At 66.5% G+C, this 24,700-nt stretch carries 19 protein-coding genes and 1 pseudogene; 7 read left to right on the forward strand and 13 right to left on the reverse strand.

Annotated elements, in window-relative coordinates:
- Positions 1-84: 84 nt before the first annotated feature.
- Positions 85-729: an MBL fold metallo-hydrolase gene (locus GobsT_RS35890; protein ID WP_010037277.1), complete on the reverse strand. Its 645-nt coding sequence runs from the start codon at positions 727-729 to the stop codon at positions 85-87.
- A 255-nt stretch (positions 730-984) separates the two neighbouring features.
- Between GobsT_RS35890 and GobsT_RS35900 the strand changes: the two genes are divergently transcribed.
- Positions 985-2,217: an ISKra4-like element ISGob7 family transposase gene (locus tag GobsT_RS35900; RefSeq protein ID WP_232068452.1), complete on the forward strand. Its 1,233-nt coding sequence runs from the start codon at positions 985-987 to the stop codon at positions 2,215-2,217.
- A 546-nt stretch (positions 2,218-2,763) separates the two neighbouring features.
- Here the strand turns inward: GobsT_RS35900 and GobsT_RS35905 are convergent.
- The 9 genes and pseudogenes from GobsT_RS35905 to mqnE all read right to left on the reverse strand — a co-directional run bounded on the left by GobsT_RS35905 (position 2,764) and on the right by mqnE (position 14,501).
- On the reverse strand, positions 2,764-4,107 hold the full coding sequence (locus GobsT_RS35905) for an IS701 family transposase (RefSeq protein ID WP_029600771.1): 1,344 nt from the start codon (positions 4,105-4,107) through the stop codon (positions 2,764-2,766).
- 254 nt (positions 4,108-4,361) lie between these two features.
- Positions 4,362-7,334 carry a proton/sodium-translocating pyrophosphatase gene (locus tag GobsT_RS40300; protein ID WP_010037264.1) on the reverse strand — a complete coding sequence of 991 codons (2,973 nt, stop codon included), beginning with the start codon at positions 7,332-7,334 and terminating at the stop codon, positions 4,362-4,364.
- 217 nt (positions 7,335-7,551) lie between these two features.
- On the reverse strand, positions 7,552-8,490 hold the full coding sequence (locus GobsT_RS35915) for a hypothetical protein (RefSeq protein ID WP_010037262.1): 939 nt from the start codon (positions 8,488-8,490) through the stop codon (positions 7,552-7,554).
- Complete coding sequence (locus GobsT_RS35920; RefSeq protein WP_010037260.1) at positions 8,490-9,416, reverse strand: aminotransferase class IV; 927 nt, start codon at positions 9,414-9,416, stop codon at positions 8,490-8,492. Before GobsT_RS35920 ends, GobsT_RS35915 begins: the two co-directional genes overlap by 1 nt.
- A gap of 88 nt (positions 9,417-9,504) precedes the next feature.
- On the reverse strand, positions 9,505-10,407 hold the full coding sequence (locus tag GobsT_RS35925; RefSeq protein WP_232068511.1) for a transposase: 903 nt from the start codon (positions 10,405-10,407) through the stop codon (positions 9,505-9,507).
- Between the two features lie 140 nt (positions 10,408-10,547).
- Positions 10,548-10,832 (reverse strand): annotated as a pseudogene (locus GobsT_RS41385) (hypothetical protein); the annotation flags it as partial.
- Between the two features lie 228 nt (positions 10,833-11,060).
- Positions 11,061-12,182, reverse strand: coding sequence for a tRNA epoxyqueuosine(34) reductase QueG (queG, locus tag GobsT_RS35930; protein ID WP_010037255.1), 1,122 nt, complete (start codon positions 12,180-12,182; stop codon positions 11,061-11,063).
- A gap of 188 nt (positions 12,183-12,370) precedes the next feature.
- Positions 12,371-13,297: an ADP-ribosylglycohydrolase family protein gene (locus GobsT_RS35935; protein ID WP_010037252.1), complete on the reverse strand. Its 927-nt coding sequence runs from the start codon at positions 13,295-13,297 to the stop codon at positions 12,371-12,373.
- A gap of 61 nt (positions 13,298-13,358) precedes the next feature.
- Positions 13,359-14,501, reverse strand: a complete 1,143-nt coding sequence (gene mqnE, locus GobsT_RS35940) for an aminofutalosine synthase MqnE (RefSeq protein WP_010037250.1) — start codon at positions 14,499-14,501, stop codon at positions 13,359-13,361.
- A gap of 399 nt (positions 14,502-14,900) precedes the next feature.
- Here mqnE and GobsT_RS35945 point away from each other — a divergent pair, with 399 nt between their 5' ends.
- The 5 genes from GobsT_RS35945 to GobsT_RS35965 all read left to right on the forward strand — a co-directional run bounded on the left by GobsT_RS35945 (position 14,901) and on the right by GobsT_RS35965 (position 20,937).
- Entirely contained in the window at positions 14,901-15,542 is a 642-nt protein-coding gene (locus GobsT_RS35945) for a TIGR03000 domain-containing protein (protein ID WP_010037249.1), read from the forward strand.
- Between the two features lie 75 nt (positions 15,543-15,617).
- Positions 15,618-16,799, forward strand: coding sequence for a glycosyltransferase (locus GobsT_RS35950; RefSeq protein ID WP_029600770.1), 1,182 nt, complete (start codon positions 15,618-15,620; stop codon positions 16,797-16,799).
- A gap of 81 nt (positions 16,800-16,880) precedes the next feature.
- Entirely contained in the window at positions 16,881-17,969 is a 1,089-nt protein-coding gene (locus GobsT_RS35955) for a DUF1501 domain-containing protein (RefSeq protein ID WP_010037247.1), read from the forward strand.
- Between the two features lie 110 nt (positions 17,970-18,079).
- Positions 18,080-20,302, forward strand: a complete 2,223-nt coding sequence (locus tag GobsT_RS35960; protein ID WP_010037244.1) for an alpha/beta hydrolase family protein — start codon at positions 18,080-18,082, stop codon at positions 20,300-20,302.
- 368 nt (positions 20,303-20,670) lie between these two features.
- Positions 20,671-20,937: a hypothetical protein gene (locus GobsT_RS35965; protein WP_010037242.1), complete on the forward strand. Its 267-nt coding sequence runs from the start codon at positions 20,671-20,673 to the stop codon at positions 20,935-20,937.
- Between the two features lie 39 nt (positions 20,938-20,976).
- On the opposite strand, the gene GobsT_RS35970 is transcribed toward GobsT_RS35965, so the two are convergent.
- From GobsT_RS35970 to GobsT_RS35980, 3 genes are all read right to left on the reverse strand, one after another.
- The gene (locus GobsT_RS35970; protein WP_010037241.1) at positions 20,977-22,191 is read right to left on the reverse strand and encodes an NADP-dependent isocitrate dehydrogenase; all 1,215 of its coding nucleotides are present in this window, start codon (positions 22,189-22,191) and stop codon (positions 20,977-20,979) included.
- Positions 22,192-22,450: 259 nt separating this feature from the next.
- A complete protein-coding gene (locus tag GobsT_RS35975; RefSeq protein ID WP_010037237.1) occupies positions 22,451-22,741 on the reverse strand; it encodes a type II toxin-antitoxin system PemK/MazF family toxin in 291 nt (96 codons plus the stop codon).
- Positions 22,742-22,990: 249 nt separating this feature from the next.
- Complete coding sequence (locus GobsT_RS35980; RefSeq protein ID WP_029600768.1) at positions 22,991-23,242, reverse strand: hypothetical protein; 252 nt, start codon at positions 23,240-23,242, stop codon at positions 22,991-22,993.
- A 983-nt stretch (positions 23,243-24,225) separates the two neighbouring features.
- Between GobsT_RS35980 and GobsT_RS35985 the strand changes: the two genes are divergently transcribed.
- On the forward strand, positions 24,226-24,672 hold the full coding sequence (locus tag GobsT_RS35985) for a hypothetical protein (RefSeq protein ID WP_010037234.1): 447 nt from the start codon (positions 24,226-24,228) through the stop codon (positions 24,670-24,672).
- Positions 24,673-24,700: the final 28 nt, after the last annotated feature.

Here is a 24,700-nt window from a genome sequence, read left to right on the forward strand (position 1 = left end):
CGACCGCCACGGAATGAGCGGCGCGGCACTCAACGGCCAGAAACGCACGGCCGCCACACCAACTTGAAACGACTGGATTCGGTGTCAGTCCGCAACGAAAGGGTTCGTGCGCTTCTCGTGCCCGATGGTGGTGACTGGTCCGTGGCCCGGGTACACCACCGCGTCCGCGGGGAGCGGCCACAGCACCCGTTGGATGCCGGCCTTCAGTTGCTCGAAGCTGCCCCCCGGGAAGTCCGTGCGGCCCACGCCCCCGCGGAACAGCACGTCGCCCCCCAGCACCGTAACCGGTTGCGTCTCGCGGACCACGTACACCACGTGCCCCGGCGAGTGCCCCGGCACCTCAAACACCTCCAGCGCGATCCCGGCGACGGTCAGCGTTTCGCCCTCCCCCACGACCCGGTCGGCCGGCGGGCTGAGCACCTCGAAGCCGAACGGGCCGCTCAGGTTCTTGTTCGCGTCCGTCAGCATTGCGGCGTCGCCGGCGCCGATGACGATCGGGGCCTCCGGGTGCGCCTGCTTGAGCGCGGCGTTGCCGGCGATGTGGTCGCAGTGGCCGTGCGTGCAGACGAGCGCGACCAACTTTAGCCCGCGCTCGGCGAGCGCCTCTTCGATCAGATCGGGCTCGAACCCCGGGTCGATGACGAACGCCTCGGGGCTGCCGTCCTTCCACACGAGGTACGAGTTCTCGGCGAACGGCTGCGACTCGACGGTAAGAATCTGGACCGCCATCGGGGCCTTCCACAATCGGGGACGGGGCGCGTTGACAGCAATCTTACGCGGGGTGCCCCTCTGGATTTTGGCATTTGTGAACGGTATGGGAGCCGGCTGGGGAAGCCGTGGCAATCTGGGAGGGATACTGATGCCGACGCTGACTATAGAATACAGTACCGAATCCGAACGGTTGGCCTTGGAACAACTGCTGGGCTATTTCACGGACCTGAATCGTCTGGCCCAAGAAGCTCCCGACGGCACGGTCCTGGCCGCCTGCGAGAAGCATGCACTCGATCAAGGGCGCAAACTGTTGCGGACCACACTCGGTGCCGCCTTGGGTTCACGGATCGAGAAGGACGAGCAAAAAGGGGGCGCGCCCGCACCTGCGCGAAGACGCACCCCGGGCGCTCCAAAGGACCGCACACCCGAACGGTTGTGACCGCCGTTGGTCCGATTGAGCTGGAGCGGAGGTATTTCCACTGCCCCACTTGCGGGCAAGGCGAGTTCGGAGCCGATCGCGGGCTGGGCCTCAGCGGCTACGTCACCCCGGGCGCCTGTCGGATGGCCGTCTTGCTGGGCGTCCAACAGTCCTTCGCCAAAGCCGAAGTGACTCTGGCCGAGGTGGTCGGCTGGGAATTGGACGACAACACCATCCGGCAACTCTGCCACGCCACGGCGGCCCAGGCCACCGCCACCCGGCAACACCGCTCGACCGCTGAAGTCTTCACCCGAGCCCAAGCCGCGGCCAGGACCGAGCGGCCGGTGGACAGCGAGTTGCACATCGACGCGGGCAAGGTCAACACTGTGGAGGACGGTTGGCGGGATCTCAAGATGGCCGTTTTTGCCCGGCGCGAGCGAAGTGCGCCGACCACGGCGATGGACTGGGAGGGACGCGACCTGCCAACCCCGTTGGCGCGGTCGGTGATCGCGGCCGTGGAGGAGGCGAGCCTGTTCGGGAAGCGGTGTCACGACGAGGCCACGCGACTGGAGTGGACCGATTCGAGCCAAATGACGGTACTGGGGGATGGGGCCGAGTGGTTGTGGAACGTGTCCGAGCAGCACTTCCGTGACGCGACCCAGGTCCTCGACTTCTGGCATGGGGCGGAGTACCTCGCCAGCGGGGCGAAGGCGGTGTTCGGTCCCGGGGTCCAAGCCGCGACGGCGTTTGTCCGGGGCAAGTCGAAGCTGCTGGAAGACGGATATCCCGGGTTGGTGGACTGGATCGGAGAACTGACCGGGCAGATGCCCGCCGGAGGCGACGGAGCCGCCTTGGGCGGCGTATTGAATTACTTTTGTGGCCAACAGGGGCGGTTGAATTATGCGGTGCGTTTGCGGCGGGGGCAGTCGATTGGAAGCGGGTTGGTGGAGGGAACGGTTAAGCAATTGCTCAACATCAGAATGAAACAAACTGGGGCGAGATGGAATCTGGGGCATGTGGCACCGTTTGTCGAACTGGGGGCATTAGCAGCGGGGCCGGAGTGGAAGGGGTTTTGGGAAAACCAATAACGGGCCAAAATCCAGAGGGGCACCCGTACGAGAGTTTGCCGGCGAGTTTCGGTCTGCGACTCGCGGTGCGTGTCCAAGGCGATGCGGTTGTGCGTGTGCTCGCGGGTGCGGACCCGGTAGACGGTTTTCTACATCTTGTGGTGGCGGCGGTTGGCGCGTTCCACCGCGTTAGACGCTGACGGCAACAGTGTCAGCTTCCGATTTGGTGTGAGCGGGAGGGCGGATGCAAAGCCCGAGAGGTCGGCCCGTTTTCGCACTTCATCCGCAGTCCGAATCTCCTCATCATCAGATCGCAGCCAGCACATCACCTTGGCCTGAAGCGCGCCGCGAGAAACGACCGTTCGTGGGCTCAGTTTGAAGCCAGGTCTCAGCGTGGGCATTTCGAGGCTCGGCCCGAGCGCCGCGGCAATCGCGGCAAGGACCATCGTTTTGACGCTTGTGTTTAGGCCGACCAGAAGTGTGAAATCGTGCCCCGGCCGAGCGGGTCCGTAAAGTCCAACTCGAACGGTTTTCCGCCGGTCTGTACTTTCCGCGAATCAGCCGTGCTCACGCGGCCAAGTCCAAGCACCGGTAGGCGAGGTCGCGGATTTTCGTGTGGTCGTGGTGCTCGCCCACAACGGCCCGAATCTCCTCGGCCAACAGCTCGTGTTGCCAGGCCCGGCGCTTGTCCGCGTGACTCGGGCGCCGGCTCGGATCGTCCCACGGGGACGCGGACCGGTGCCCCACCAACTCGTCCGCGTTCCGAGCCCAGGCCCACACCTCGGTCAGGGTGTGCGCCCATGCACACAGGTGGAAGCACCCGACGTTCGACGGCACCCCGCGCACCTGTTGCTGGCCCGTCCCGGCGACTTGTTTGAGATCCCGGAAGCACGTCTCCAGGGTGAACCGGTCGGCCACCCGTTCCAAGATGTCGGTCACCGTCGCGCCCGGGTCGGTGCTGAAGAACGCGACCCATCCGTGGGGCTCGTCCACCAGCACCACCCGGATCGCCCCACCGGCCGGGCGCCAGGTGGCCACGAACGTCTTGTACCGCTTCTCGACGGTCTTCCCATACACGGTGAACGTGCCGGTGCTCCACCCGCCGTTGTGCCCGGCCCGCTTGGCCAACGAGATCCGTGCCGTTCCGTACACCCGCGGGCGCTCGCGCAGCCCGGGCTCCCGCGCGGGCGGTAACGAGCACAGGGCCGCATCCCGGCGGAGCCGGCTCACCACCGTCACCCCGAGCTTCCGCAGCGGCTTCAGCACCGGCTTCAGCACCGGCCCCTGGGCGTACGCCCCGTCGGCCACCACCCACACCGCCATGCCCCACATCTTCAGCCATCCGTGCGCCCACCGCACCAGGTCAACGGCCATCGCCAGCTTGGTGGCGAACCGGGGCCGATCGGTCGCCCGCACCGCGCCCAGGTTCGCCTTCCGGATGTACAACCGGGCCAACAGGGGCAGAGCCACGACCCCACCCAGTGGATGCGCCACCAGCAACCCGAGCACCACCCACACGTGCCCGTACACGAATGCGCTCCCGGCCGGCCCGGGTGTCGGGTTGTGATGCACCCCGGCCCCTTGTACCTTCGGTCCGTACCGGGCGGTCGGTGTGTCGTCCAACGCCAGCACCACCCGCGGCCCGGTCACCAGGGGCTTGAGGATCTCGACCAACAACCGGGTCGCGATGCGCTCGACCCGGCGCCCGACCGCGGCCGCGGTGGGGTAACAGCGGCGGTATTGGGACGATAATCCGGCCGCCCGAATCCAGCAACTCAGGGCGTGCCGCCCGCGGGCCAGCAGCACACCCAGGAACAGGGCCGCCAACCGCCGACCCGAGCGCCGATCCAGTGCCCCGGCCAGAACCGAAAACCAGTGGCAACGCGGGGACGGAGTATGCGCAGATGGCATGGCCGTGTCCGTTCGGGGTGGCTGGTCGTGTGGTAACGCCATCCTCCCGGACGGGCCGGCACTCGTCTACTCCGAACCCACCATCACCTCCCGACCTACAAATTCGCGGAAAGTACAGGCCGGTGCCGAGGTGCCGGAAATTCTCGATACGAATCTTCGCCAGTTTCACGTTTCGCCGTCGCCGGTCATTGTAACCGGCGACGGCACGAACACCGCGGCCAGAGCTCCCCAGAGGTCGGGGCGGTCGCGGTCACTTACTTCTGAACTGGCTCTTTGTCCATCGCGCTCATCTCGGCGGTCTCCTTCTTCGACTGCCACCACGCCCACAGCACCGCCAGCCCCGCCACGCCCGCGACCGCGGCGCCCACGGTCCAGTTCCCGGCCCCGTCCTTCACGTTGTGCATCATCACCAGCGGCAGCGCGAGCAGGCTCACCATGTTCATCACCTTGATGAGCGGGTTGATCGCCGGGCCGCTCGTGTCCTTCAGCGGGTCGCCGACCGTGTCGCCGGTGACGCTCGCCTTGTGCTTCTCGCTGCCCTTACCGGTGTTGCGTTCCTTGTCCCTCGGCTCGTCCTCGATCATCTTCTTGGCGTTGTCCCACGATCCGCCCGCGTTCGACATGAACACCGCCATGAGCTGGCCGGTGAGGATCATCCCGGCGAGGAACCCGCCGAGCGCGAACGGCCCCAGCAGGAAGCCCACCACGAGCGGCGTGCCGATCGCGAGCAGCCCGGGGCCGATCAGCTCGTGTTGAGCGGTCGCCGTGCAGATCGCCACCACGCGCCCGTAGTCCGGCGTCTTCGTGCCCGCCATGATCTCGGGGTCGCGGAACTGCTTGCGACACTCGAACACGATCAGGTACGCCGCGCGCCCCACCGCGCGAATGGTCATCGCGCTGAACAGGAACGGCACCGCGCCGCCGATCAGCATCCCGATGAACACCAGCGGTTCGGCGACGGTGAGCTTCGAGGCCCCTTGCGTGAAATCGCCGATCAGGAGCTGGCCGATCTTCTCCTCGGAGCCGGTCACCAGCACCGCGATGAAGCTGGCGAACAGCGACACCGCCGCAATCACCGCCGAGCCGATCGCCACGCCCTTGGTAATGGCCTTTGTGGTGTTCCCGACGGCGTCCAGGTCGGCGAGGATCTGCCGCGCGTCCGCGTTCTCGGCGTCCGGCATGAACCCGGGTTCACCGTCTTTCAAGTTCTGGCCGTTCACGTCACGGTTGAACGACATCTCGCCGATGCCGTTCGCGTTATCGGCGATCGGGCCGAACACGTCCATGCTGATCGTGTCGCCGGTCAGCGTGAGCATCCCGATGCCGGTCATCGCGACCCCGAACGCGAGGTACAACAGGTTCTGCGAGTCGCCGCACACCGCAACCGCAGCGAGGATCGCGCCGGAAATAAGGAGCACCGCCCACACCGAGCTTTCGAGGCCGAGTGCCAGGCCCGAAATGATGTTGGTCGCGTGCCCGGTGCTGCTGGCCCGCACCACCTCCCGCACCGGACTGTACTCGGTGCTGGTCCAGTACTCGGTACACTTGTTGAGCAGCACCGCGAGCAGGATGCCGATGAGGCAGCACCACGCGACCGCCAGGTTCAGCCCCGGCCGCAGCGGCACGTGGTACCGGGCTTGCGCCAGTTCGAGCAGCGTCGCGGTCGCACGCAGCTCCCCGTCCTGGGCCACACGACGGGTCCGCAGGTCGGTGACGAGTTGCAGTTCGTGCTCGCCCCCGGCCGCGGCCACCTTGACCCGGCGCTGCGCGAGCTGGTCGCGCGCCTCGGGGGCGAGCTTGCGCCACACCGCCAGCGCGTCGGTCCGGTGCCGGTCCACCTCCGCTTCCAGCGCGACCGTTTTCGGGGCGCTCCGCTCGGCCCCGCTCCGCAGGTCGCGCAGCTCCTTCACCTCGGACGCCACGGTCCGCGGGCCGGCGTGCGTGAGCCCCAGTTCGGCGCGCAGGTCGGTGTTGTCGAACAGCTCCTGGTACATCCCGCGGTCGATGCCCCGCTCCACGATGTAGGCCGCGTCGAACCGCAGATAGATGAGGCCGAACAGCATGAACCCGAGGGTGCTGATGACCGCACTGCGCCAGAACCCGCGGTTGATCGCCCCCATCGCGGTCGAGCTGCTGCCCGTCGTCATGCCGGCACCGACCAGCGACGTGCTGATGACGCTGGCGACCACGCCCACCGCCTGCACGAGCAGCGGGAAGATCATCCCCTTGAACCCGAACGCCGCGTACCCGAGCATCACCGCCGCCACCATCGTGACCGAGTAGCTCTCGAACACGTCGGCCGCCATCCCGGCGCAGTCGCCGACGTTGTCGCCGACGTTGTCGGCGATGGTCGCGGCGTTCCGCGGGTCGTCCTCGGCGATGGACTGCTCCACCTTCCCGACGAGGTCCGCGCCGACGTCGGCGGCCTTGGTGTAAATCCCACCGCCCACGCGCATGAACAGCGCCAGAAGGGACCCGCCGAACCCGTAGCCGATCAGGATCTCGTAAGCCAGTTCGCCGAACACGAGCAAGATGAGCGTGCCGCCGAGCAGCCCCAGCCCGCAGGTGAACATGCCCGTGATGGTGCCGGTCTTGTACGCCAGCCGCATGGCGGCGCCGAAGTTCGCCCTCGTGTCGCCGGCCTCGCGCCGCGCGCGGGCGGCGGCGGCGACGCGCAGGTTGCCCGCCGTGGCGAGCCGCATCCCGGTGAAGCCCACCGCGGCCGAGAAGAGAGCGCCCATCAGGAACGCCACCCCGCGCCCGACCGCGATCGTCTTCAGCTCGTCGATCGAGTGCATCCCGGGCTCGGCCTCCCACGGCCACTTCGACGCGATGATGACGCCCGTCAGCAGCACGATCAGCACGCCGACCACCGCGAACTGGCGTCGAAGGTAGGCGTTCGCCCCCTCGCGCACCGCCTGCGCGACCTTCTGCATCGCCGGCGTGCCGGTGTCGGCCGCGTACACCTCCTTCATCAGCCGGGCGGCGTACACGAGCCCGCCGACCGCGACCGCGAGGCACCCGAGCAGGCCGAGCTTCTCACCGAACCCGTAAGCGCCCGACGTAAGAAACGCGAACGGCTCCCAGGCGGAGCCGAACACGGTCCAATCGGCAGTCGGGCGGCCCGAGAAGTCGCCCGCCCCGAGCAACCCGATCGGGAGGGCGCAAACGACGAGCAGCAGCCACGGGAACCGCGGCCGGCGGGCGCGAGAGCGAGAGAGGGACATTACAGTGTCCTGGCGCTTGGGTCTTGGCGGTCCGAGCCGTTCGGTCGCGAGCGGAAAGAGCGAAAGCCCACCGTTCGGCGGTCTCGACCGGAACAGCGCGGGGCTTGTAACAAGCTGTCACAAACCCCAGCAAGGGTGGTAAGAATACTCTGTGAAGAACGCGCCGTCTACTCGCCAGATTCGGACATTGTGGACGCCACTCCGAAGAAGAAGCGGATCACAACCCGGTCGTGGTGCGGAACTCGGCGAGCGTAGCTGCTGTCGCCGCCTGGGTCGTCCACACTTGAAGTTTGACGAGGTCGGCGCACGAGCGAACGGCCGCTTCCACTTCGGCCGGGGCGCTTCCGAACTTGGCCACGAGGACGTTCAGGAGCATCAGGACCGCCTGCTCGGCGCGCCCCTCGGCGCGCCCCTCGGCCACGCCTTTAGCCTTACCCAGAGCGATCCACTCGTTCACGACGGGTGATTCGATCACGTTCCAACCCTCCAGTGCCTTTTCCCAAACCTCGCGGCGACCAGCGGCAGCGGCGAAGACGAGCGCCAAACCGCCGTAGGTGCCTCGGGCACGGCGGTCCGACTCGCCTTCCGCAAGCACCTTCCACCGGTCGATGATACCCGCATCGTCGCCACCGGTCATCAGCGGGAGCCACGGCAGCAGCGCCCGCGACCAGTGCCCGGCCTCAATTCCCGCAAGCAAGGTGGCGGCGCGCTCGGTTACGAGGTTCCGTTCGACAACGCCGAGGTGCGTGACCAGCGGCGTGCCGGGCCAGCGCATCTCGCGCGAAGCGCGACCCGTACCGGTCAGGTTTACGACCACCGCCCCGATGTTGAACCGACTGCCGCGCTCCGGGTCCGGCTTCAGCGATTGCCACAGGTGCCCGAGGTAGATCATCAGCCGCCCAAACATCATCGGGTCCGGCTCGATCTGGAACTCGATCGCGATCGCCCACGGGGCCTCTTCGGTTCCAAAGTTACGGGCGCGGGCCACCGTATCGCCGATCTGGTCCGGCTCATGCGGTAGGGGAACGGCCCGCGTGTCGAGCCAGCCGCCGAACGTGATTTCCGATGTGGGAACCCCAAACGCCCACGCGAGGAACGCAAGCGGGTCCATCTTCGTGACGTATCGCGCCGCCTTATCGAACGGGTTCGCTGGCATCACGCCCTCGCGTCGGTGAACGACCGCGCGACGTCTACGCCGACCAGATCGGACCACGCCGCGAGCAGTTTCGCCAGCACAGGCCCGAACGGCTCGAACGTTTGCGAGGCGCACACCGTTCCGCCGACCAGCTCGCGCGCCGCGGCGAGACAGAATCCGGTACCTGTGAGCAGAAATTCGGACCCGTGAGCGGCATCCCGATGGTGAACCAGGGCCTCGGTGTACGGAACACCGACAGCACAACACAGCTCGCGCGTCACCTTCAAGCTGATCCCATCAAGGACGGTTCCCGGCGGTGGGCTAACGACCCCTCCGTCGCGCACGATAAGGATGTTCGCGACACTGGTTTCTGTGAGGCACTCGTCCTCAACGGCGAGGGCCAAGGCGGTGCTTCCGGCTAGCGCACGAGCCTGGTTGTCCGCGACGTGCCACGCCATGCGGCTGCGGTGCTTCACCGCCGGCGGAACGACACCGTTTGGCGCCGACCAGACGTTGGCGACGGCACCGAGTCGGACGCCCTCGGTAAAAAACGTCCGGTACCGGGCAAATGGAAGTGGGTAAGTGACCATCCCGAGGGTCGGCGGGCCGTTCTGCGGCTCTCCGCGGTAGAAGCCGAGCGGCCCGGGGGTTGCGAACGTCACCAACTGAAGTTCGCCGCCGGGCGGCAGCAGTTTCGCGTTGTGCGCAACCAATTCGTGGGCGGCGGCGGTGAGCTGTTCGTCGGTCGAACCGAGTGGAACGTAGCACGCGACACAATCCCGCCGAAAACGCGCGAGGTGGTCCGCCCAGCGGAACAGTTTGTGGCGGAAGGTGCGGGCGTTGTCTACCACCGTAGCGCCCGAAACGAACCCGGCGTCGTGGAGTGAGAGCGCGGCTTCCGAAAAAGGCACGAGCCGACCGTTGAAGTACGCGAGCGGGGCGTTCACGGCTTATCCCTGAGTCCAGCTTCGGCTACGAGGACGGGTCCCACTGCCCGCTCGCGCAACAGATGTAGTTTCCGCGAAGTTATAGGTCTCAAGCGGCGAGATCCAGGCACCGGCGCGCGAGGGCGCATATTCTCGCGGGATCCTGTTGGTCCCCCACAACGGCCTGAATCTCCTCGGCCAGCAACTGGTGCTGCCAGGCTCGGCGCTTGTCCGCGTGACTCGGGCGCCGGTTCGGGTCATCCCACGGAGAGGCGGACCGATGCCCGACCAGTTCTTCGGCCTTCCGGTCCCAGGCCCATACCTCGGTCATGGTGAACGACCACAGGCACAGATGAAAGGATCCGATATCGGCCGGCAACCGGCGCACCTGTTGGCGGCCCGCACCGGCGGTCGGCTTGAGGTCCCGGAAGCACGTCTCCAGGGCGAACCGGTCGGCCACCCGTTCCAGGACATGGGCCGCGGTTGGGCCGTGTCGGTGCCGAAGAACGCGCCCCACCCGTGGGGTTCGTTCACCAGCACCACCCGGGTCGCACACCCGGCCGGGCGCCACGTGGCCACGAACGTCTTGTACCGCTTCTGCACGGTCTTCCCGTACACGGTAAATGTGCCGGTGCTCTACCCGCCGTGGTGGGCGGCCCGCTTGACCAGTGCCCCCCGGTCCGTGCCACACACCCGTGGGTGCCCGGGCTCGCGGGCCAGGCACCGAGCACAGGGCCGCGTTCCGCCGCAACCGGCTCACCACCGTCACCCCGAGTTGCCGCAGGGGCTTGAGCACCGGCCCCTGGGTGTCCGCCCCGTCGGCCGCCACCCACACCGCCTTGCCCCACAACCGGAGCCACCCATGGCGCCACCGCACCAAGCCCACGACCATCGTCCGCTTGGTCGCAAACGGCGGCCAGTCGGCCGCGCGGGCCGCCCCCAGGTTCTTTTTCCGGATGTACAGCCGGGCCAACAGGGGGAGCGCCACGCCCCCGCCCAGCGGGTGCGACACCAATAACCCGAGGACCACCCACACGTGCCGTACGCGAACGCACTCCCGCCCTCTCGTGTCGGGTTGTGATGCACCACGGCCCCTTGCACCTTCGGGCCGTACCGCTCCGTCGGGGTGTCGTCCAACGCCAGCACCACCCGCGGCCCCGTTGCCACCACGGGCTTGAGCACCTTGAGCAACAGCCGCGTGGCGATGCGGTCGGCGCGGCGCCCGACGGCCGCGACCGTGGCGTAGCACCGGCGGTACTGGGTGGAGCGCCCGGCGGCCCGAATCCTGTTGCTGAGGGCGCGGCGCCCGCGGGTCCGGATCAGGCCCAAGAACAGGACCACCAGCCGGCACCCGGACCGCGGGTCCAACGCCCCCCGCGAGCACCGAAAACCACTGGTATCGAGGGACCGGGGTATGCGACGATAACGTGGCCGCATCCGTTCGGAGTACGTTGGTGGTGGGTAACGCCATCGTCCCGGGCGGACCGGCACTCGTCTACTACCAATCCCGGGGCTCACGCCAACACGCCAACGGCCTATAAATTCGCGGAAAGTGCAGCTTTGCTGAAGAAGGAAAGCAACTGGGGGTGGTTCAGCCACAAGATTTACGAAGTGGATAACGTCGCGGTGCTCACCGAGTTGATGCGCACCTGGCGCGAGTGGGCCTCACCCGCCTGACCGTAGGCAAATTTGCGCGAGCGCCCACGCGGCGGCTTCGCGGATCGTTTCTTCGGAATCGGTGAGCGCCTGCTCCAGCGCCGGAACGGCCCGCGAGTCGCCGATGTTACCTAAAACGATGGCGGCGTTCCGCAGGAGACCGGGCCGGCGGTTGCGAAACAGGGACGTTTTCTTGAAGCGCTTGCGAAAGGCGTCGGCGTCGAGCCCAAGGAGTTCAATCGGGTCGAGCCAGGCCAGTTCCGGGTCGTGCGGGAACGCAACGGTCCGCTCGCCCGCGTTCCGGTTCCAGGGGCACACGTCCTGGCACACGTCGCAGCCGTACAGCCAGTGCCCCATCGGCTCGCGGAGTTCGACCGGAATTTCCGACCGCAGCTCGACGGTCAAATAGCTGATGCACTTGCGCGCGTCGAGGACGTAGGGCTCGGTGAACGCGCCGGTCGGGCACGCCTCAAGGCACCGGGTACAGGTTCCGCAGTGCGAAGAGGTAGCAGGCGGGTCGGGTGCCAGTTCGAGGGTCGTGAGAATCGCGCCGAGGAAGAAGAAGCTCCCGCGGCGGGTGTTAATGAGCATCGTGTTCTTGCCGACCCACCCCAACCCAGCGCGCCGGGCGAAGTCGCGTTCGAGAAGGGGGGCGGTGTCGGCGACCGCTTCGGTGCGCGATCCGGGCACCTGCTCTTCGAGCCACGCCGCGAGGGCGTTGAGCCGGTCCCAGATGTAACGGTGATAGTCCGGTCCGGCGGCGTAGGCGGCGACCCTTCCGAAATGCGGAGTGCGGAATTCGGAATGCGGAACAGCAGAAGGGGAATTCGTGCTGCTCGTTTCGCCTTTCTCTTGGGTTTCGTTTTCACTCCGAATTCCGAATTCCGCACTCCGCACTCCACTATATTCGAGACCCACCATCAACACGCTGCGCACGTCGTCCAGCACGCTCCGCGGGTGCTGTCGCTCCGCCCGCAACTTGGGCAGGTAGCTCATTTCGCCGGCGAACCCGCGGTCGAGCCACACCGCGAACCGCCCGAAGCCGTCGGCGTCGGTCGCGGGGGCGATGCCCGACAGTGCGAACCCCAGCCGCGCGGCCTCGGCCTTCAGACGCTCTTCGATGTCACCCATAAGAACTGGTAGCGGAAGGGGCGAATGACCGTGGCTTCGTTTCAGCCCTCGTGTTCGCGAAGACAGATTTTGACAGGATCGACAGGATTTCAAATTGATCTATCTTCATCCTGTTTATCCTGTCGATCCTGTCAAAATCTTCTGGGCCTTTCCATCTGAGCGACAGCTACCGGCCCCGTCCGGGCGAATCACTCCAGCCCCATTTGGTGCAGTTCGGCGGCCCGCTGCTCGATCAGGTCGCGCATCGCCAGCTTCGCACGCCACTCCGCCGGGATGCCGTCGGCGCCGTAGTATGCGCCCGCGATCTGCCCGTACACGGCGCCCGTTGTGTCCGCGTCCTCGCCGAGGTTCACCACCTTCAGCGCGCCGTCGCGGAAGGTGTCGGTGCCGTGGAACGCCCACAGCGCCGCCTCGAGTGTATGAATCACGTACCCGCTGCCGCGGATCTGCGGCGGCTCCTTCACCGCGAACGACCCGCCGGCGATCTGCGCGACCTTGCCCGTCAGCGGGCTGCGGAGGAAGTGCGCCAGCGCCGGCTCGTGGTTGTTGTTCAGGATCTGTGCCTTCGGCATCCCGCTGACGGCCGCGAGCAGCAGGCCCGCGAAGTAGCGGCACGCCTCGACGCACTCGGCAGCAGCGTGTGTGGTGCGCGAACTCTCTCCGGCGAGGTGAATCGCCTTCTCGGCATCGCGGGCGAACGCCAGCGGCACCGGCGCCAGCCGCATCAGCGACCCGTTCCCAGCCGCGTTCGGGCTGGGATCGCCACAAAACGGGTGCGGGTTACGCTTGAACAGCGCCAGCGCGCCGCGAGTCGCGTTCCCGATGTCGAAGCACCGCCCCTTGACGCTCAGGTGCCCGTCGAGCCACCACCGGCAGTACGTTTCGAGCTGGTGAACCGGGTCGAAATCCTGCCGCGTGACGAGGCTTTCTGCCAAGCACAGGGCCATTGAGGTGTCGTCGGTCCACTCGCCCGGTTTCAGGTTGAATGGGCCGCCGCCGACCATGTCGGTTAGCGGCTCGAACGAGCCGGGCTGCTCGAACTCCAGAGTGGTGCCGAGCGCGTCACCGGCGGCCAGCCCGAGCAGGCAGCCGCGGTAGCGGTCGAGAGTTGTCATTGGGCGTTCTCTCGTCAGAGGAGATCGATGCGCGTCGGCCGCACGGGGCAGCAGACGTGCATCAGTTTAACGGAACGAGCTTCCGCCCCGTGGCCCATTTCTTCTCGGCGGGCGCCTGGCGCACCACCTCGTTGTACAGCGTGTCGCGCTCGACCGGCACGCGGCCCGCCTCCTCGATCAGCCGCCGCAACTCGCGGACCGTCAGCTCCTGCGGCGAATCGCTCCCGGCGGCGTGGTAAATCGTCTCGTGGACCACCGTACCGTCGATGTCGTCCGCCCCGTAGCTCTGCGCCACCTGCGCCACCTTCACCGTCAGCATCTGCCAGTACGCCTTGATATGCGGGAAGTTGTCCAGCATCAGCCGCGCCAGCGCCATCACCTTCAGGTCCATCAGCCCGCTGGGCTTCGGGATGTCCTTGCCGAGCGGGTTGTTCGTCGGGTGGAAGGCCAGCGGGATGAACGTCTGGAAGCCGCCCGTCACGTCCTGAAGCTCGCGCAGCCGGAGCATGTGGTCGAGGCGGTGCTCCGCGGTCTCGATGTGCCCGTAGAGCATCGTGGCGTTCGACTTCCCGCCCAGCTCGTGCCACTCGCGGTGGACCCGCAGCCACTGGTCCGCGTCGGCCTTATAGTCGCAGAGCTTCGAGCGCACCTCGGGGTGGAAGATCTCCGCCCCGCCGCCGGGGAGCGAGCCGAGGCCCGCCTCCTTCATCTCCGCGAGCAGCTCCTTCGTGGGGCGCTTCGTGATGCGCTCGAACCAGTCCCACTCCACCGCCGTCCACGCCTTCAGGTGCAGGTCCGGGAACTCGCGGTGGATGCTGCGGATGATGTTGAGGTACCACTCGTACGGCAGCAGGTGGTGCAGCCCGCCGACGATGTGCAACTCGGTAGCCCCCTGGGCGCTCGCCTCGCGGGCGCGCTGGAGGATCTGCTCGTCGGTCATCACGAAGCCGGACGGCGACTTCAGGTCGGCCCGGAACGAGCAGAACGCGCACCGGTAGACGCACACGTTGGTCGGGTTCAGGTGCTGGTTCACGTTGTAATACGTGACGTTGCCGTTCTTCTTCTCGCGGACGAAGTTGGCCAGTTCGCCGAGGGTGAACGGGTCCGCGTTCCGGTCGAGGAACAGTCCGTCGTCGAACGTGAGTCGCGTGCCCGAATGGACCTTGTCGCGAATGTCGGCGAGCCGGGCTGCGGTCGTGGTCATGTGCGCTCCGAGTTCCGGGTTCCACGTTCCGGGCGTCACAAGTCGAGACCCGGGCGGGGCCGGCGCCCGGTCGGAACCTGGAACCCAGAGCCTGGAACGCTCCACGATGTTTTATCGCTCCCCGCGCTAACCGCAATCGGCGCCGGAGGGTTAACCCGTATCTCCGGCACGCGATAAGCCCGGAACTCTGGGCGAACTGATTGAACCCGCCGGGTTATGGCGCAGAATCGGGTTGGTGCGCGCATTTCAACGCGAACACAGTAGTTCCAAGTTCCAGGTTCCAGGTTCCAAGTTGGTAACGGCTCGGCAAAAGCCCGGGCAATTCGTGTGCCTCAGCTTTCACGTGGAACTTGGAACCTGGAACTTGGAACGACTGAAACAGGCATCACGGAGGCTCTCATGCGCAAGTTGCTACTGGCGGCGGTGCTCGCGGGCGGTGGGCTGGTGGGTGCGGCGGGCACTGCGGACGCGCAGTACCGCCACCACCGGCCCCACCAGCCGGTGGTCAGCTCGGTGACGTGGCCGTCGGCGAACCCGCCGGGCTGGTACACCAGCACGTACAAGCACCAGTGGTTCTACCCGTGGTACGCGTACTACGACTTCAGCTACGGCCCGTACGCAAACTGGGCCGCGAGCGGCGGGTACGCCGGGTACTCGTACCACGGCCCGGCCGGGTACTACAACTACCCGCTCAGCGGGCACACGAGCGGCGACGCCGCGCCGGCCGCGCCGAGCACACCGGCCGAACAGAAGGACGCGCCGAAGGCCGACCCCGGGACGGCAGCGGCGGAGGTGGCGGTGACCCTGCCGGCCGACGCGAAGCTGCTGTTCAACGGCGCCCCGGCGGCCGGGACCGGCGCGGTCCGGACGTTCCGCACGCCGGAACTCCAGAAGGGCGTAAGCTACCGGTACGAACTCACCGCGGAGGTGGCCCGCGACGGGCGCACCGAGCGCGTCACTGAGACGGTGGTGGTGCGGGCGGGTGAAACCGCACAGGTGACCCTCGCGCCGACCGGCATCGCGACCGCCGGCGCGAAGTGACCCCGGCGCGGCGGTAACGGATCAGCGGCGTTCCCCGGTTCGCGCGAACGAACCGGGGGCGCGATGGGGATTTCAATGCGCTTGCTGTTCGTTAAAGACTCGCTCTCCTGGCCGCGGTCGAGCGGGCACGACGTTCACTGCTTCCACATGATGCAGGCGCTCACCCGCCTGGGCCACGAAGTCGGCCTCCTCACCGCGGCCGATCCACTTCCCGAAGCGGTCGCGGGGCTCCCGCTCAGCTTCCAGCGCACGTTCCCCAAGCGGGGCGAACCGGCGGACGGGCCAGTACCCAATTACCGCTGGCTCCAGCGCAAGTTCCAGGGCTACTGGGGCATCGACGAGAACCGCGTGCGGTGCGTCGGGCAGTCCGCGCTCGACATGGGCGCCGACGGCGTGGTCGTGGTGGGGCTGAACGTCCTTCCCTACCTGGGAGCGGTGAAGGGGAAGCTCCGGGTGTGGTACGCGGCCGACGAGTGGGCCTGGCACCACACCTCTCAGGTGCGGCTGTTCCAGCGCCACACGTGGGGCGAGTTCAAGCAGGCCCTCGTTAAGGGACTGTACGAGCGCGCGTACCGCTCCATGCTGGACCGCGTGTGGGTGGTCACCAACGCCGACCGCCGCGCGATGCGGTTGGTCGCGGGCGTGCGTGGTATCGATGTGGTCCCCAACGGCGTGGACGCCGAACACTTCAAGCCGCAGGACGTGCCGCAGCGCGAGCGGAGCTGCACCTTCTGGGGGCGGCTCGATTTCGGCCCCAACGTGCAGGCGCTCGAGTGGTTCTGCGGGAAGGTGTGGCCGCGGGTCCGCGCCGCCCACCCCGACGCAACGTTCACCGTCTACGGCTTCAGCCCCACCCCGGCGGTGCGGGCGCTCGTGGGGCGCGACGGCATCGAACTCATTCCCGATTTGCCGGATTTACGCCCCGCGGTGGCGTCGCATCAGGTCGTGGTGTTCCCGTTCGTGAGCGGCGGGGGCATCAAGAACAAGTTCCTCGAAGCCGCCGCGATGGGCAAGCCCATCGTCTGCTCGTCGGTCGCGCTGAACGGCCTCCGCAGCCCGTCCGAGAGCGGCACGCGACTCGCCAAATCGCCGGAAGACTGGGCCGGCGCGCTAAGCGAGCTGTGGTCCGATGCCGGGAAGCGCGCCGCGGCGGGCACGGCCGCCCGCGCGTGGGTGGTCCGGCACCACAGTTGGGACACGGCCGCCCGGACCGCGTCTGAAGGATTGGAACAGTCGCTCGCCGTACTGAAGAAGTAAGCCGCCTGATTGCATCAGCGGCTCAGTTCGGTACGATGGGGCCACTTCGACCCGCCCCGCACCCACCGGACGGACCGCGCCATGCCAGCCACGCACCCCACCCGCCGCGACTTCTTCCGCACCACCGCCGCCGGAGCCGTCGGGTTGACCCTCGCAGCGAGCGCCTCGGGGGGCTCACGCCCCCCGCTCGCCATCGGAAAAGCGAAGTCGTGCATCTTCATCAACATGGTGGGCGGACCGGCGCACCTCGACACCTTCGACCCCAAGCCGAACGCGCCTTCTGATGTGCGCGGGCCGTTCAGCCCGATTCAAACGAAGGTGCCGGGTCTGCACCTGAGCGAACTGTTCCCGAAGCTTGCCGCGGTCAGCGATAAGTTCGCGCTGGTGCGGTCGATGCACCACGACGCCCCGCCGGTCCACGAGAGCGGGTTCCAGTTGCTGAACACCGGCCGGCTGTTCCGCGACGGCCCCGAGTGGCCGAGCGCCGGCGCGGTGGTTTCGCGCCTGACGCACCGCTCGTCCACTGTGATTGCCGACGCCGCCCAGATCGACACCGGAATCGCCGTCTCTCACGGGCAGGGGCGAGGATGGATCGAAAACGCCTGGGCGCCCGACGTCGATATTTTCGAATGGCCGTCGAGTCTCGGCGAGAAGTTGAACTACGCCACGAAGTTGATCGAAATCGGCTGGCTGTTCGCGACGGTCAACATGTACTCCACCGTCTTTGATGCCCCTTCCTGGGACTGCCACGCGGACGGCGGATCACTCCGCACCACGCTCGCGGACGTGCGCAACATCGTTGCCCCGAGCTTCGACACCGCCGTTGCGCAACTCCTCACCGACCTCGAAGAGCGCGGCCTGCTCGAATCGACACTCGTAGTGGCGACAGGTGAATTCGGGCGCACCCCGAAGCTCAACTCGAACGGCGGGCGCGACCACTGGGCCGGGTGCTGGACCGCGCTCGTCGCCGGCGGCGGGGTGAAAGGCGGTCAGGTGATCGGCGCCTCCGACGCCACCGGCTGCGAACCCGCGGAGCGGCCCGTCACGCCGCAAGAACTCGTCAGCACCGTCTTCCATGCGCTCGGCGTTCCTCACAACGCCACGATCCCCGGGCCGGACGGCACATCGGTGAACGTGTACCCGGGCACGCCGGTCGCGGAACTGTTCTGATCGCGAAAGAGCGCACCGCGTCGGTCCTCTCTGGCACACAAAGGCAGGACGTAACTGTGTTCAAGAAACGCCCCCTTCGTGCGCCTTTGTGTCTCCTTTGTGCCCTTGTCGTGAGTTATTCGTCCCGCGGCGCGGAACCGCTACCGAACACGAAGCTCCTCACCGAAGACGGCAACCTCGCAGAGAAGCAGGTTGCCGGGATGCACAAGTACCTCGATCGTGCCCTCGCCGCGGTGCGGAAGGAGCGCGACGCGGTATGGAAGGACGCGCTCGTGTCGGAAAAGGCGCTTGCGAAGTCACTGCCCGCTAAGCGGGAGCGACTCAAGAAACTGCTCGGCGTGGTTGATCCGCGTTCCGAGCCGAACCTCGAGTACGTGAGCGGCCCGGGGCGGCCGTCACTGCTCGCCGAAATCGGCGGGTGCAAGGTTCATGCGGTGCGGTGGGCGGTGCTACCGGGAATCGACGCCGAAGGGCTGCTCATTGAGCCGAAGGGCGCCCCGAAAGCGTGTGCCATCGCCGTTCCGCATTCCGACCAAACACCCGAGCAAATCGCAGGGCTCGCGAAAGGCGATGCGTTCGCGCTTCAACTCGCGCTGAACGGGTGCCGTGTGCTGGTTCCCGTTCTCATCGACCGCAAGGATGACCTGTCGGGCAACCCGAAGCTGAACCGGCAAACGAACCTCCCGCACCGCGAGTTCGTGTACCGCATGGCCTACGAGATGGGCCGCACGCTCACCGGGTACGAAGTGCAGAAGGTGTTCGCGGCGGTCGACTGGTTCAAATCGCAGGACGCCAAACTTCCGGTCGGCGTGATTGGCTACGGTGACGGCGGGATGATCGCGCTGTACGCCGGCGCGATCGACGAGCGTCTCGCGTCTGTTCAACTCGCCGGCTACTTCAACGAGCGCGAGAAACTACACCAAGAGCCGATCGACCGCAACGTGTGGGGGCTGCTCACCGAGTTCGGCGATGCGGAACTTGGTGCGATGATTCACCCGCGATGGTTCAATCCCGGGCTCCATGACGAGCCCCCCAAGTGGACCGGTCCTGTTTCGTCGAAACCCGGACGCGCGGGCGCTGCCCCCGGAACGCTAGGCGAGATGAGGAACGATTTCGTCGAGGGGCACCGATACCGCAGTTTCTTTGATCCGAAGCTCAGGAATGATGTGGTCATTGAGGGCGGTGGGTTGATTGACCACGGGGTCGACACGAAGTGCTTCCTGAGCGGGTTGGGGATCAAACAATCGGACCGAGTGCCGTTTCGAACTCCCAAGGTGAAACTGCCGGCCCCCGAACACCGCCACAAGCGGCAGTTCGACCAGCTCGTTTCGTACACGCAGAAGCTCTGGCGCGACTCCGAAGCCGTGCGCAAATTGTATTGGGCGAAGGCCGATGCCAGTTCACCCGAAGCGTGGGAGAAGTCCTGCGACGCGTACCGCGATTACTTCCACACAGAGGTGATCGGGAAGCTGCCCGAACCGACGATGCCGCTGAACCCGCGCACGCGACAGGTGTACGACGAGAAAACCTGGACCGGCTACGAGGTTGTGCTTGATTGCTACGAGGACGTGTTCGCGACCGGCATTCTCTTGTTGCCGAAGGATCTGAAGCCGGGCGAGAAGCGGCCGGTGGTGGTGTGCCAGCACGGGCTGGAGGGCACGCCGCGCGACACGATCGAGGTGGAGAAGCGGCCCGTTTACAACCACTTTTCGCGGCGGCTCGTGGAGCTGGGCTACATCGTGTACGCCCCACAGAACCCCTACTACGGCAAGAACACCTTTCGACAGCTCCAGCGCAAAGCGAACCCGCTGAAGCTCTCGCTCTTCAGCTTCATCATTCGGCAGCACCAACGCACGCTCGACTGGCTCGAAACGCTGCCCAACGTGGACCCGAATCGCATCGCCTTTTACGGGCTGAGCTACGGCGGCAAAACCGCCATGCGCGTCCCGGCGGTGGAGAAACGGTACTGCCTCTCGATCTGCTCCGGCGACTTCAACGAGTGGATCGGGAAGAACGTGTCCGTCGATCTGGACCGCAGCTACATGTGGACCGGCGAGTACGAGATGTACGAGTTCGACCTGGGCAACACGTTCAACTATGCCGAGATGGCGTACCTCATCGCCCCGCGGCCGTTCATGGTGGAGCGCGGGCACGACGACGGCGTGGGCACTGACGAGATGGTTGCCTCCGAGTACGCGAAGGTGCGCTACCTGTACGCCAACCGGCTCAAGATCCCCGCGCGCACCGCCATCGAGTTCTTCCCGGGCGGGCACCAGATCAACGCGGAGGGCACGTTCGCGTTCCTGAAGAACCACCTCGATTACCCGAAGTAGCTGCCGGTCTCGTACCCGGTGGCATGAATCGGTGCGGCATTGCGGTACTGCGCGTCAGGTGTACTTCTCGTATCGTCACTTGCAATAATGCAACCGCTCGCGGAGCGAGCGGACCACACTGAAGACCAGAAGCGAATTTTTGTCGCGTCTAACCGGACCACACCGAAGGCGCCACATCAACGCCCCGCCGGGCCGACATCGGTGCTTTTGCGGTCAAGCAATTTTTCGCGCAGACAATGCGAATTGTTTAGGTATTTCGTGAAAAACGCGCGCCGCCCCCTTTACGTGGCAGAACTCGCCGCATACGCACGTCACGCGTGCTACGGTTGGGCGAGTTCGGAACCCGTTCCGGTGATCGGAGCACCAGCGTGCGACTCATCAAGGAAATCTTGCAAATACCCGTCTGCGTGATCGGGCTCGCGTTCGTCGGGGGCGCGGTGAGCGTTGTTACAACGATCGCCTGCGAAGAGATCGGGCTTGTCCGGTACGCGTCCGCCTGGGATTCGGTGCAGGCGTGGCTCCGCACCCTGCTCCTCGGCACGACGGTCGGCGGTCTGATCGGTCTCGTTTGGTCCGCCCGCCGGTGCAACTGGCAGCCGGTTCCGGTGCGGGAAGCGGACGATGAGGTGTGGTGAGCGGCGAGCGGGGCGGGCGCCCCGCTCGCGCCGGCGGCGTCACGCCATCCGCGACTTCAGTTCGGCGTCCACGGCGTCGAGGTACTCTTCAGTGGTGAGGTACGGCGTCTTGTCCCCGATCAGGAGGGCGAGGTCCTTGGTCATCTTCCCGCCCTCGACCAGATCGACGCACACCTTCTCGACCGTCTCGGCGAACGTCACGACGTCCGGCGTGCCGTCCATCTTGCCCCGGTAGATCAGCCCGCGGGTCCAGGCGTAGATGCTCGCGATCGGGTTCGTGCTGGTCGGCCGCCCCTTCTGGTGTTCGCGGTAGTGCCGCGTCACCGTGCCGTGCGCCGCTTCGGCCTCGACCGTCTTGCCGTCCGGCGTCGTCAGCACCGAGGTCATCAGCCCGAGCGAGCCGTACCCCTGCGCGACGGTGTCACTCTGCACGTCCCCGTCGTAGTTCTTGCACGCCCACAGGTAGCCGCCGTTCCACTTCAGGTTCGCGGCCACCATGTCGTCGATCAGCCGGTGCTCGTAGGTGAGTTTCTTCGCCTCGAACTGCGACTTGAACTCGGCGTCGAACACCTCCTGGAACAGGTTCTTGAACCGGCCGTCGTAGACCTTCAGGATGGTGTTCTTGGTGCTGAGGTACACGGCGTAGTCGCGGTTCAGCCCGTAGTTGAAGCACGCCCGCGCGAACCCGCGGATGCTGTCGTCGAGGTTGTACATCGCGAGCGTGACGCCGCCGCTCGGCGCCTTGAACACCTCCTTCTCGACCGGCGGGCCGCCGTCGGCGGGGGTGTAGGTGAGCTTCACCGTGCCGGCGCCCGGGAACAGGATCTCGCTCGCCTTGTACTGGTCGCCGAACCCGTGGCGGGCGACCACGACCGGCTTGTCCCAGTGCTTCACCAGACGGGGCACGTTCGAGCACACGATGGGCTCGCGGAAGATGGTGCCGTTGAGGATGTTCCGGATGGTGCCGTTGGGCGACGGGTACATCCGCTTGAGGTTGAACTCCTTGACGCGGGCCTCGTCCGGCGTGATGGTGGCGCACTTCACCGCGACGCCGTACTGCTTGGTGGCCTCGGCGCTCTCGAACGTGACCTTGTCGTCGGTCTGGTCGCGGTACTCGATCCCGAGGTCGAAGTATTTGAGGTCGATGTCGAGGTACGGGAGGATGAGCTTCTCGCGGATCTTCTGCCAGATGATGCGGGTCATCTCGTCGCCGTCCATCTCGACGACGGGGTTCTTCACCTTGATCTTGGCCACGGGGAACGGCTCCAAAGGGTAACGAGCGGACGGCGTGAAGCGGCTAGTTTATCCGTGGCGCGGTGAGGTGAACAGAAGGCCCCGGCGCTTCGGGGCGGGCCGGTTCTCGGGCGGGTGACCGAGCGCGATGTGCCGCGCTCCGCCTGGGTCGGGCTGGTTGGCATCAAACGGGAACTTCATGGGGCAATCGGGGCGGGAAAGTGAGAGGCCCAGCAGGGCACGCGAGCGTGGCCGGCTCGACGCACGCGAGCGGGGCCGGTTAGACGGCGCCCAGCCGGCGGATGAGCCGGTCCTTGCTGACCGCGCGCACCTGATCGCACAGAACCACGCTCGGCATCGTCAGCCCGCCTTCCGGCGGGTCAAGCGGAATGTGGGTCGGGAGGGCGTACTTCTTCTTCGACGTGACCGGCAGGACCACGACCAGTTCCGCCTTGCTGCTGTTGAAGGCGTCCACGCTCAAGATCAGCGCCGGCCGCGTGCCCTGCTGCTCGTGCCCCCGCACCGGGGACAGGTCGAGCATCCACACCTCTCCGCGGACCGGGGCCGTCATCAGCTTCTCCCGTGGGCGCCGGAAGTTCGTCCGCGAGCGTCGCGTCCCAGTGCGCCCGCTCGGCGCGCTCCTCGGCGAGCGCGTCGGGGGCCGCGGCCAGGGCCTCGTAGCCCGCAACGACCGCGCGCAGAAGCGCCTGTTCGCGTTCGGTCGCGTCGGTCGGTGGTTCGTGCGGCATGAGGTCGCCTTATCGCGGTAGGTGTCCCTTCCATCATCTCCGGTCCGCGGGCCGGCGCAAAGGCCGAACCGTCACACGGTTCTCAGCCGGCACTGGAGCGCGCGGTTCGCGGCGAGCGTGTCGTCCAGGGCTGCGTCGAGGCAGACGAACAGGTCGTTGGGCGTCAGGCTCAGTTGCTTCGCGATGTCGGGCGCGAGTTGAGCGTCCGGGCACAGCCGGAACGACCGCAGAGGGTTGCGTCGGACAGATAGTTTGGTTAGCGACGTACCGAAAAGCAACGGCTTCCCCGCGACAACGTAATCGCCGAATTCGCGGCGTCGCACGGACAGGAATGTCTGCCCCACAAAGACATCAGACAGGAACGGACGCCAGCAACCGGACCGTGAATGAAAGACCGACTCCCCGCTCGCGCCCGAACCGGACCCAGCCGGGTCGGTTCCCACTCGGAACCTGAAACAACTGTCGCGGACGGTGCTGCGGGCTGAAAATCGGACTGTGAAGAACGGATGGACAGTTAGTGAAAGAGTAAAAAAGAAGTGGGGCACGGGATTCGGCGGGGGGACTCGCATACCCCCGCTATTCCCGTGCCCATGTTTGGTGGGGAAGATCTTACCTGAGCCGGGACTCGCAAACCGGCTCGACACACTAAAAAGCACGCGATGTGCCAATTGCGCCGTGTGGAATTCGCGAATCACTTAACCAGTTGAATCTTAACGCCTTACGCTGAGAAATTATTGCGTGACCAGTGGTGGAAACGGGATGACCACCCGTTTTGACCGGCTTTTCGCGTTGTTTCAATACAGGCCGTGTGCGATCCTGCAAATTGACTCAACGAAAAGACAGAACCTGACGCAAGCTGCGCGCCCCCCTCCGTCCCCGCGGGCAGATCGTGACGCACCTGGACTGAACGGTGTCGGGCAAGCGTTAACCGACAACAGTCGAGGGCCGTCCACATGATTCCAAATAGAGCTGTTTTGATCCGGTAAATCCTGTCAAAACCGGCCTTCATGAACGCAAGGCCCGCGTGGGCCGAAACGAAGCGAAACCACGACAGCCGCCCATTCCGCCACCGTTTCTTGGACGCCGCCCCAGTGCCGTGCCATCCCCTGGGTTTACGTCCTCAAGGTGTACCTCCAGTACACCTGCGACCGACAGCAGTCGCACCCGCGCAACGCCGAATTCCCGCAATCCACCAATGCGGCGGATATCGGCACCACCGAAGCGGAACAAGCCACCCGAAATACACCGGAGCGGCCCACCGTTTGCGTTCGCTTTACGGCGCGGCTGTACTGCGCGGAGGCACTTCATGATCGACTCAATTGCGAGCGGAGCGGCCGGGGCGGTAGCGCTTACCCTGGCCCACGAGGCGACCCGTTGCACCGTGGCCGACGCACCGCGAATGGACGTGCTCGGCAAGCGGGCGCTCGCGGCCGGCCTTCGCGCGGCCGATGTCGCACCGCCGGGGGAACCTGCCATGCACGCCGTCACGCTCGCAGGCGACCTCGCCTCGAACGGCGCGTACTACGCACTGGTCGGCCTGGGCGGGGCGGACGGAGCGGTCACCCGCGGCGCGCTGCTGGGGCTGGCGGCGGGATTAGGCGCGGTGTTCTTACCCGGCCCGCTCGGTTTAGGCACCGCGCCGAGCCGCCGAACCTCGCGTACCGCTCTCATGACGGTTGGGTTGTACGCCCTGGGCGGGCTCGTGGCCGGCGCGACCTTCGGGGCGCTCGCGGACCGCCGCGCCGGCCGTTAATTTGCGCCCGCGGCTGCGGTTCACGACG

It is taken from the genome of Gemmata obscuriglobus, from assembly GCF_008065095.1.
In the GTDB taxonomy this organism is placed as follows: Bacteria; Planctomycetota; Planctomycetia; order Gemmatales; family Gemmataceae; genus Gemmata; species Gemmata obscuriglobus.